Consider the following 9,166-nt stretch of genomic DNA (forward strand, 5'->3'; position numbering starts at 1 on the left):
CCGCGCTGATGGTGGTGCGCGAAGGAAGGACGTACGCCCGATGGTGGGGCGCGGCCATGATCAAATCAGACTTATACTGTCATTCTTGACAGCACATAACCCTGTTGTGAATTCGTTATGTTCCTCCACGTCAGGACACACCGTGAGGTTCGACTTCCTCCAGCCGGATCGCGACCCCGAACCCCCAGGTTGGGAGAGCTTCCGCCGTGATCGCGATCTGACGGCCGTCTGGTCGTACGAGGTGATCCGCGCCTCCTTCGACGGATCGTGGGCACGGCCCCTGCTGTGCGTGGCCCGCGAGGGGGAACGCGTCGCCGGGTTCCTCGGCGCGCTCCTGCTCGGGCGCGGGCCGCTGCTGCTCGACGTACGCCTGCCCGCCCACTCCAACGGCCCCACGTGGTGCCTGCCCGACGGCGCGGAAGGCCGGGCGATCATCAGAGGCTTCGAACGGGCCGCCGCCGCCGAGTTCGGCCGCCGACTGGCCGGAGTGGTCTACCGCATGGTCACCGAACCCGCCCTGCCGCTGGTCGCCAGACGGGGCGCCGTGGTCCGCCGCTCACCCGGCACCACCCGGCTACCCGTGCGCTGGACGACCTCCGACGAGTGGATCGCCACGCTCAGCCGCAACCGCCGCTCCACGCTGCGCCGCCAGCTCAAGCGGATCGCGCAGGACCGCACCCTGCGCGTCGCCGAGGGCAGCGCGCGCACCGACCTCGACCCCGCCGAACTGGCCGAACTCCACGAGCGCCACGCCGCCCGGGTCACCTCCCGCACCGGGCCGGGCAACCCGCCGGCCGGCCTCCTGACCCGCCTCCTGGCCCGCCCGGCCGCCGCGTTCGACCGCCGCCTCACGCTGCCGGCCGCCTACTTCGCCGAACTCATCCGGCGCGACGACGTCCGGACCCTCTCCTACCACCAGGACGAGCGGCTGCTCGCCTTCGCCATCGTCTACGACCACCCCGTCACCCCCATGTACGGGCCGTGGGCGGCACTGCCCGCCGACGAGGGCGGACGCAAGGACCTCTACTTCGACAGCTACGCCCGGATCATCGCCCACGCGGCGGCCGGCCGGGCCGGGCTGCTGTTCGCCGGCCGGGGTTTCGTTGACGTCAAGACCTCGCTGGGGTTCGAATACCTCCCCATGAGCCTTGTGGCGGTGCCCCGGTGGGCGATCGGATGAAGGTCGAGTTACTCGATCCGCGGCACGACCCGGAGCCCGCCGACTGGGAGGACCTGCGCCGGGCCGCCGGACAGCGGGTGACCTGGCGCTACGACCTCCTGCGCGCCTACGCCTGGGCCGCCCAGGCGCCCGTGCTGCTGGCCGTGATCCGGCACGACGGCCGGGCGGTGGGAGCGGTGTCGGCCTCGCTGCGCGCCCCACGGGCACGACGAGACAGGTACGCCGGCCCCCGGCGCGGGGCGGCGGGCGTCGTGGACGTGCACGCGCCGGGCAACCGCTCCCAGAAGGGCTGGTGGTGGCGCGACGAGAACGACCCCGACCTCCTGCGCGTCTACACCCGCGCGGTGCGCCGCGCGCTCGGCCCCGGCTGGCGGAGCATGGTGTGGCGCGAGGTGTCGGACGGCGAGGACGCGCTGCTGCCGGGCCCGCTCCGGCTACGCCTGCCCACCGCACCCCTGGCCCGGCTGTCCCTGCCCTGGTCACGCCTGGAGGACTGGTACGCCGTGCTCGACCCGCGCCGCCGCGACTCCCTGCGCAGGCGCGCCAAGACCTTCTCCACCGAACTGTCGGTACGCGTCGGAGCGGCCCACGAACTCGTCGGCCCGGACGAGGCCGCCCGCCTGCGCGCCGAGAACGACCTCAAACACCGCAGCAGGTGGTCGCCGGCCCCGCCGCTCCCCCTGCCCTACCTGGAGGCGCTCATCGGCAGCGGCGAGAGCATCGCACTGACCTACCGGCAGGGCGAACGCCTGCTCGGCCTGTCGCTCATCCTCGACCACCCGGCCTGGCCCATCTGCCTGAGCTGGGGCGCCGTCCCACCCGAGCACGGCGGCCGCAAGCACCTGTACTTCGACGGCTACATCCGCATGATCGAGTGGGCCATCGGCGCGGGCAGGCGAGGACTGGTGCTCGGCAAGGGGCAGAGTTCGGTCAAGAAGGACCTGGGCGCCGACCTGCTGCCCTCCTCGGCGATGGCGGTGCCGCTGTGAGATGCGTGCAGTGCGGTGACCCGTACCTCGCCCGCCTGCGCGGGCGACGCCGGTCGTGCCGCTCCTGCGGGGCCGTCTTCCTGGCGGCTCCGGCCGTACCCCGGCCCGTGGACGGCGATCCGCTCGGCCCGTACCTGCCGGCCCGGATGATCCGCTGGATCCACGACAACGACGACGAGCGCCCCCTCGATCGCGACACCCTGACCCGCTGGTACCGGGAGTTCGACGCGCTGGTGGCCAGGGCCAGGACCGACGACACCGCGGCCGGGCTGCTGGCGGAACTCAGCGAGATCCCGGCCGGCGACCTGCCCGCGAAACCGGCGGCCTTCCCCCAGGTGTGCGCGGCCCTGCACGCCACGTGCTACGACCTGCGGCTCGCCGAGGCGCGGCTCGCGCCGGGCGACCCCTGGGCCGCCGAGCGGCTCGCCCACGTACGCGCCTGGTTCGCCGGCCCCGGCCGCGCGGCCACCTGGCTGGCCGCGCCCCAGGCCGCACCGCCCGATCCCGAGTCGGTCGAGCGCCTGCTGCCCCTGCCGGAGCGATTCGAGTCCGGCCCGCTCAGGACCTTGTTCTCCGCCCTGTTCCAGGTGGAGCGAGGCCCCTCGCCGACCGGCGTGCTGGACCGCTTCGGAGCCGAACGGGTGGAGGCCGCGCTGCGCGCCCACCTGCGCGACGGCTCGCACCCGTTGCGCGAGCAGGTCACCGCCGACCTGGACGCCCGATGAGCGCCGTCAGCCACCGCATCGGGCTGTCGAGGCTGGCGACGCTGCTCGCCGGCCGCGCCGTCTTCCGCCTCATGCTGTACGGCTCGGCGGCCCTGCTCGCCCTGGCCTGGAGCCGTCCCGACTTCAACGCCTACGCGGCGACGGTCGGAGCGCTCGGCTGGCTGTGCATGGTGGTGCAGTCCGGGGGCGAGAAGGCGGCGCTGAAGCTCATCCCCCGGGCCCACCGCACCCGGGACGACCTCGTCGGCATGCTGCGCGCCCTGGTCGCCTACGTCCCGTTGCCGCCCGCGCTCGCGGCGGCGGTCGCGCTGGCCGTCGCCCCGCGGGAGCGCCTCACGCTCTACCTGCTGGGCGCCGCCTACTACATCACGCTGGGCTGCGGCATGCTCGGCGTCGCGCTGCACCGCGCGCTCGGCCGCTACGCCCGCGACACCGTGCACTTCGCCGTGCTCGGCCTCGGGATGGCCACGATGGCGGCGCTCGCGTTCCTGGCCGGGGTCGGGCCGGTCGGCTACCTGTCCGGGCTGCTGGCGCTGACCACCGCGCTCAACCTGTCGCTGCTGCCGGGACTGCCGCGCCGCACCCGGCCGCCGGCCGCCCTGCGCCGCGTGCTGGCCGGCACCATGCTGCTGATGGGCGCGGCCGACGTGATGAACAACGCGATGATCGGCGTCCTGTTCGTGGAACTGGCCCTCAGCCCGCACGCGACGCAGAGCGGCGACCTCTACCTGGCCACGCTGGGCTGGGGACTGGCGCTGTCCATCCTCTACACCGTGCAGCGCATCTACCAGCCGCAACTCTCGCTGCGCGTGGCCGCGGGCGGCCTGAGCGGCGCGCGCGTGCTCGCCCGCCGGCTGGCCGGACTCGCCGCGCTCGGCGCGGCCCTGTGGCTGCTGGTCGCCGGGCTCGCGCTGGCCCGGGGAGCGCACGGGCCGATCGCGCTCGGGGTGCTGGCCCTCACCCTGCTGCCGATGCAGGCCCTGGCCAGCAACGCCGGCTTCGTCGTGGAACACACCGACCTGCGGGCCAACGCCAAGGCGGTCGTCATCGCCCTGGTCGCCGTGGCGGGGCTCGGCGCCGTCACCGTCTCCCTGGCCGGCGCGGCCGGGGCCGTGTACGCGCTGGGGGCGAACTCGCTCGTCCTCGGCCTGGCGCTGTGGAGGGCGCGATGACGAATGTGCCGACCGGGCTGACCGTCCTGGTGCCGTGCTTCAACGAGGGCGCGCAGGTCGAGGTGGCCTACCGCGAGCTCACGGCGGAACTCGCCGCGATCGCGAACCTGGAGATCCTCTTCGTGGACGACGGCAGCACCGACGACTCCCTCGCCCGCATCCGCACGCTGGCCGAGGCGGACCCGAGAGTCCGCTACCTGTCCTTCACCCGCAACTTCGGCATCGAGGCCGTCATGACCGCCGGCTTCCGGTACGCCGGGGAGCCCTGGACCGTCCAGTGCGACGCCGATCTGCAGGTCCCGCCGTCGCAGATCTGGCGGCTGCTCGACGGGGCCGCCGAAGGCCACGACATCGTCTTCGGCCGCCGGATCCGGCGGCGCGACCCCCTCGTACGCAGGCTCGGCTCCGCCGGGATGCACTGGGCCGCGCGGACCGTGTTCCGCATCGAGATGCCCCTGGGCGCCTCGACGTTCCGGCTCGTCAGAACCCCCGTGGCCCGCACGATCACCGGGTTGCGCCTGCCCTGGTTCATGGCCGCCGTGCCGCTGGTGGGGGCGCGGCACGCCGTGGTCGACGTCAGCCACCGCGAACGCGACTCCGGGCGCTCGAAACTGCGGCTGGCCCGGCTGGTGGGGCACTCCTTCGAGTTGTTCTTCGGCTTCTCCTGGAGGCCGCTGAACGTCCTGTACGCGCTGGCGGCGCTGGGCCTGGTGGCGGCGGTGCTGGGGTTCGGGGCCGCCCATCTGCTGGTGTCGGCGCTCACCCTCGCCGCCGTGGCCGTGGTCGGCCGCTACGTGCACCGCCTCGCGCCGCCTCCGCCCGCGTTCTTCGTCCGGGAGTCGAACCTGCCGCTGCTCGCCGGCGACACCCTCACCCAGGGCGCCCCCACGCCGCCCCCGCCGTCGCCGCCGTCCCGCGCCGGGACGCCGTCGCAGCGGGTATGAGCCGTACCGGTCAGGAGTTCACTCATGCGCACCCTTCTCGTCGTCACCCATCCGGAGGCGACGCACCACGTCGAGAAGGTCGTCGGCGGCTGGCACGATTCGCGGCTGACGTGCTGGGGAGCCCCGTCACCTCCTTCGGGAGGTGAAGGGAACGACTTTCAGCGTGCGAGGAGGGCTCGGCGGGACGCAAAGATCAGGTTGTGGGCGTCCGTGCCGTAGACCGCAGATTCCCGCAGCGTCTTCCAGGTGCGGAGGTATGTGGCGATGCTGTCGGCGTCATCGATCCACAGTTCTGCGTGCCACGTTTCGACGGTGACCAGGCGCTCATCGTGTATCCAGAACCCGCCAGTGGGCGGGAGCTTCAGCGGGGCCGCAAACGGGATGATGCCGAGTTGCACGGTGTCTGTGCCTACCAGCCCTGCGAGCCGGTCCAACTGGGCACCGAGCACCGCAGGCGGACAGATCAAAGAGCGCAGCGCCGTCTCACCGATGAGAATCTTGAACCGCTTGCCGGTTACGTAGAGCAATTCTTGCCGCTTGAGGCGTGCGCGCACGGCTTCATCCGTATCGCGCGGAGAACGCTGCAGCTCGGCGTACCGCTGGAAGATCGACCGGGCGTATTCGGGTATCTGCAAGATACCCGGCACGGTGGCGCTCTCGAAGCCATGAACCACACGTGAGCGTTCGTATACGGCGGCGATCGTCTGCTGCACAGGCTTGTGACCTGCTGCGAGTTGACGCCGCCAGGAGCGGATGCGCGACTCGAAGCCCTGCAGCTTGGTCAGGAGTTCCTCATAGACCTCCGGCTGGCCGGTGGCCTCCACCCACATGCGCAGGTCATCAGGCGTGGGAGTTGTCTTGCCGTTCTCCAACCTGCTGATCTTGGATTTGTGCCAGCCATACCGTCCGGCGAGTTGCGTACCGGTGAGCCGGCCCGTGGGGGCCGAGAGGCGAAGTTCGCGCAGGCGCGCACCGAGCGCTTCCCGCGCTTGCTGATAATCCGTGCTCACCGGTACGCACCCTCTTCTACTCCTTCGCGGTGAGCTGTGCCACGAACTCCTCATGCGGGGTGGCGTAGTGCATCGCCGCATCACGCACCATGGAGTATCGCAGCACCACCGCGGGTTCCGTGATCAGTTCGACGTTCACCAGGTCGTCGCCGTCGTCGAAGTTGAGCAGTGCGACGAGTCGGGAATCGAAGATCCAGAAGTCTTCGTTGCCGAGGCGCAACTGCTCGGCATCCTCGCGCCACAGGTTGCGGATGTCTTCACCGAGGGCCGCATTCCGTTCGGCGTTGACCATGAGATAGCGCTGTCCCTGCGTGGGCGGGTCATCGACGACGCGCACTCGTCCAACGGTCTTGCCAGCGGTGGTCTGCGTGCGGATGGTTGTGCAGAACCAGGATTCCATGTCCCACGTGACATGGCCGATCGCCTTGAACTGGGCATAGGTGTCCGCGGCTTCGTCGGAGGCGTAACGGCTGCGGGTCTCCAGCCGCCATGCCGTGTGCTTGAAGTTCTCGAAGAGGCGGTTGAACGCGTCCATGTCGATGATCGTTGCTTCGCGCGTCATGGCCTTGGGCCTCCAGTCCACGAGTACCTCACGCGGTATCACGATCGGCACCTCGCCGTCGGCCAGATGCTGAAGCTGGGCGATGTCCTCGGGGTCCGTGAGCGGGGGGCCGTGCACGATGATCTCGCCTGTATCGAGGTCTTCGTGCAAGGCGGGGCACCCCGTGTCACCACTCCCAGTGCCAATGAAGCGCAGGCGTCGCGCCATGATCAGTTCCTTCCGTCGGGGGACTGATCGCTCAAGCTTTCCCGAAGGCAACGTCTCGTGTGCGAGGTTCCGCTGGGCCTCCCTGTGGAACATCCCGCAACTTTTTCATGCTGATATGCAACTTCGTAGAACTCCAGTGGTAGCTCTGCGCGTGCTTTCCCTACCGTCCTTGCCATGAGCAGTCACGGGCTCAAGTCCCCCAAAAGCGCGCCTGCCCTGGTATCGGGCACGGGCGGTACCACGAGCAGGCCGGCCGACGCTGGCGTGACTCGGCGTCGCCCGGCCGTAAAGATCGTCTCCTCTGACGAAGTGCCGTTCCGGGCGGGTGACCTGCCATGACCACGCTCTGCCTGGGCTGTGGTCACCAGGTCCGCCTCAACAAGGACTGCGAGTGGGAGACCCAGAACGGCGATACCGCGTGCACAGGCGGCGGCCCCCACCGGGTCCAGCAGGTGGTGCCCGACGCAGAGACGATCAGGACGGGAGCACGGTGGTGAGTGGCGGCATCCAGCGTAAGTGGGCCTGGCCTGGCGGCGCCGTGGAAGCGGCCGACGACTTCCAGTGGGTGCTCGACATCTACGCCCCGGACATGCGGTCCTGGCAGCGGCGGATCGAGGTCGATCACTATGGCTGGTGGTGGCTGATGGACGGCCCCCGGCGCCGCGGGCGCGGGCGCAGGACCTGGCGGCCCGCCGACGAAGTGGACGCGTACACCGTGGTCGCGCTGCTGCACACGCTCAACGGCTTCGAGCTGCGCCTGCATCCCGAGGTGCACCGGTGGGCGGCTGGGCAGCGCCTGATCGACAAAGACGTACTGAGGTGGCTCAACACCCGGGCGTACAGCCTGTTCATCCGATACCTACTCATGTGAGCCCATGAAGACCCCCCGCGCTTGATGGCCGGGAGCGGGGCGTGTGGCCCCTTCGGGATGCCGGAGGGGTTCAGCTCCCTCTCCGGCAGCCTCCGGAGGGCGAGGTGGCCCCGCTTCTGAAGGGTGCGGGGCCGCCCCCAACCAAGCGCCGCCCCGGAGGGGTTGCTCCGCGCCGCCTGCCCGCGCCGCCTGCCCGCGCCGCCGGGCGTCGCAGCGGAGGCCGACTCGACCCTCTCCGAGGGCGGCACCCAAACGACACCAAGGAGAACCACGTGGCCGCGTCCGCCTCCACGCCCCGATGCGACGTCCCATGGTGCCGCGCCCCGCACTGGCCCGGCGATCGGCCAGACCACACCGCGCAACTCGCCCTGTGGCGCATCCAAGGCATCGAGATCGGACTGTCCATCGGCCAAGCCCCCGGGTGCGAGCCGGTCGTCCGGCTCACCCGAGGCGACGGCGACGGCCACCGCTGGTTCCGTGACGTCGACCCCGCGGCGGCCACCGACTGGGCTGACGTCCTCGACACGCTGCCGGACCGCATGCGCGAGCTGGTGGCGGCGCTGCGCACCGCCGTCGAGGCGCTCGGCAAGTGAGGCGTGCTGCCCTCGCGCCTACGGCTGCGCGTGGGATGAACGCTCGACCCAATTTTCGATCTTGATCGGGGTGTCGGAAGGTGTCGCGCGAGAGTGGCGGCGGCTGTCGCGACACCCTGTCGCGTGGCGTCGACCAATACCCCCATGCGACACCCCGGGCCCCTGTCGCGACACTCACGCCCCGGTAGGCTCCCCGGCGAGCACGTCGGCGCGGATGATCCGGTAGCACCGCTTCTCGTCGTCCCGCTCGATCACGCCCCCGCCGACGAGGCTCGTCAGTTGGTCGTTCAACCAGCCGCGCCGCCGGCCTCGACGCGGCGGCCTCCATCGCCCGGGCGTTGCGGGCCCGGATCCCCGACGGCGCCGAGGTGGAGCTGTTCACCTCGGACCTGCTGCGCACCCGGCAGACGGCCGAGCAGGTCGCCGACCTGCTCGGCGTGCCACCGGTCCTGGACCCCAGGCTGCGGGAGAAGTCGTACGGGGAGGCGGGCGGACGGCCCCAGGAGTGGCTGGACCGGCGATTCGTCCCGCCGCCCGCGGTCGGGGAGCGGATGGAGCACGACGAGGGCCTGGCGGGCGCCGAGACCAAGGCGGCGCTGGCGCGGCGCGTCTACGCGGCCATGGACGAGATCCTGCGCCGCCCCTGCGAGCACCAGATCATCGTGACGCACGGCGGCTCACTGACCTTCGTCGTGACGTCCTGGATCAGGATGCCGATCGAAGCGGCCGGGTACGCCGGTTTCCGGGTGAAGTCCGGCAGCATCACCACGCTGCACGAGGACGACTTTTACCACAACCGCACGGTCGTCCACCTCGGCGACACCCACCACCTCGCCGCCGGCTGACTCTCCCACCACCACGCTCGCCGCCACCCCTGCCGCCCTCGCCACCGAACCCCCACAGCCCTACGGGC

At 71.2% G+C, this 9,166-nt stretch carries 9 protein-coding genes and 1 pseudogene; 8 read left to right on the forward strand and 2 right to left on the reverse strand.

Annotated elements, in window-relative coordinates; all coding sequences use genetic code 11:
* The first annotated feature begins 142 nt into the window (after positions 1–142).
* Genes FAF44_RS34240 through FAF44_RS34260 form a run of 5 tightly spaced genes read left to right on the forward strand, consistent with a single transcriptional unit; the run spans position 143 to position 5,010 of the window.
* Positions 143–1,180 carry a GNAT family N-acetyltransferase gene (locus FAF44_RS34240; protein ID WP_237107480.1) on the forward strand — a complete coding sequence of 346 codons (1,038 nt, stop codon included), beginning with the start codon at positions 143–145 and terminating at the stop codon, positions 1,178–1,180.
* Entirely contained in the window at positions 1,177–2,169 is a 993-nt protein-coding gene (locus FAF44_RS34245) for a hypothetical protein (RefSeq protein WP_237107481.1), read from the forward strand. The genes FAF44_RS34240 and FAF44_RS34245 overlap by 4 nt, the downstream gene beginning before the upstream one ends.
* A complete protein-coding gene (locus FAF44_RS34250) occupies positions 2,166–2,894 on the forward strand; it encodes a hypothetical protein (RefSeq protein ID WP_237107482.1) in 729 nt (242 codons plus the stop codon). The genes FAF44_RS34245 and FAF44_RS34250 overlap by 4 nt, the downstream gene beginning before the upstream one ends.
* Complete coding sequence (locus FAF44_RS34255) at positions 2,891–4,066, forward strand: hypothetical protein (RefSeq protein ID WP_237107483.1); 1,176 nt, start codon at positions 2,891–2,893, stop codon at positions 4,064–4,066. Before FAF44_RS34250 ends, FAF44_RS34255 begins: the two co-directional genes overlap by 4 nt.
* Positions 4,063–5,010, forward strand: a complete 948-nt coding sequence (locus FAF44_RS34260) for a glycosyltransferase family 2 protein (protein ID WP_237107484.1) — start codon at positions 4,063–4,065, stop codon at positions 5,008–5,010. The genes FAF44_RS34255 and FAF44_RS34260 overlap by 4 nt, the downstream gene beginning before the upstream one ends.
* A gap of 158 nt (positions 5,011–5,168) precedes the next feature.
* Here FAF44_RS34260 and FAF44_RS34265 read toward each other — a convergent pair whose 3' ends face one another.
* Both FAF44_RS34265 and FAF44_RS34270 read right to left on the reverse strand, forming a co-directional pair.
* Entirely contained in the window at positions 5,169–6,020 is an 852-nt protein-coding gene (locus FAF44_RS34265) for a helix-turn-helix transcriptional regulator (protein WP_237107485.1), read from the reverse strand.
* 16 nt (positions 6,021–6,036) lie between these two features.
* Positions 6,037–6,789 carry a DUF6879 family protein gene (locus tag FAF44_RS34270; RefSeq protein ID WP_237107486.1) on the reverse strand — a complete coding sequence of 251 codons (753 nt, stop codon included), beginning with the start codon at positions 6,787–6,789 and terminating at the stop codon, positions 6,037–6,039.
* A gap of 493 nt (positions 6,790–7,282) precedes the next feature.
* On the opposite strand from FAF44_RS34270, the gene FAF44_RS34275 reads away from it, so the two are divergent.
* The 3 genes and pseudogenes from FAF44_RS34275 to FAF44_RS34285 all read left to right on the forward strand — a co-directional run.
* Positions 7,283–7,660, forward strand: coding sequence for a hypothetical protein (locus tag FAF44_RS34275; RefSeq protein WP_237107487.1), 378 nt, complete (start codon positions 7,283–7,285; stop codon positions 7,658–7,660).
* 272 nt (positions 7,661–7,932) lie between these two features.
* A complete protein-coding gene (locus tag FAF44_RS34280) occupies positions 7,933–8,253 on the forward strand; it encodes a hypothetical protein (protein WP_237107488.1) in 321 nt (106 codons plus the stop codon).
* A gap of 314 nt (positions 8,254–8,567) precedes the next feature.
* A pseudogene (locus FAF44_RS34285) lies at positions 8,568–9,098 on the forward strand (histidine phosphatase family protein); the annotation flags it as partial.
* Positions 9,099–9,166: the final 68 nt, after the last annotated feature.

This window comes from Nonomuraea sp. MG754425 (assembly GCF_021699195.1).
GTDB lineage: Bacteria > Actinomycetota > Actinomycetes > Streptosporangiales > Streptosporangiaceae > Nonomuraea.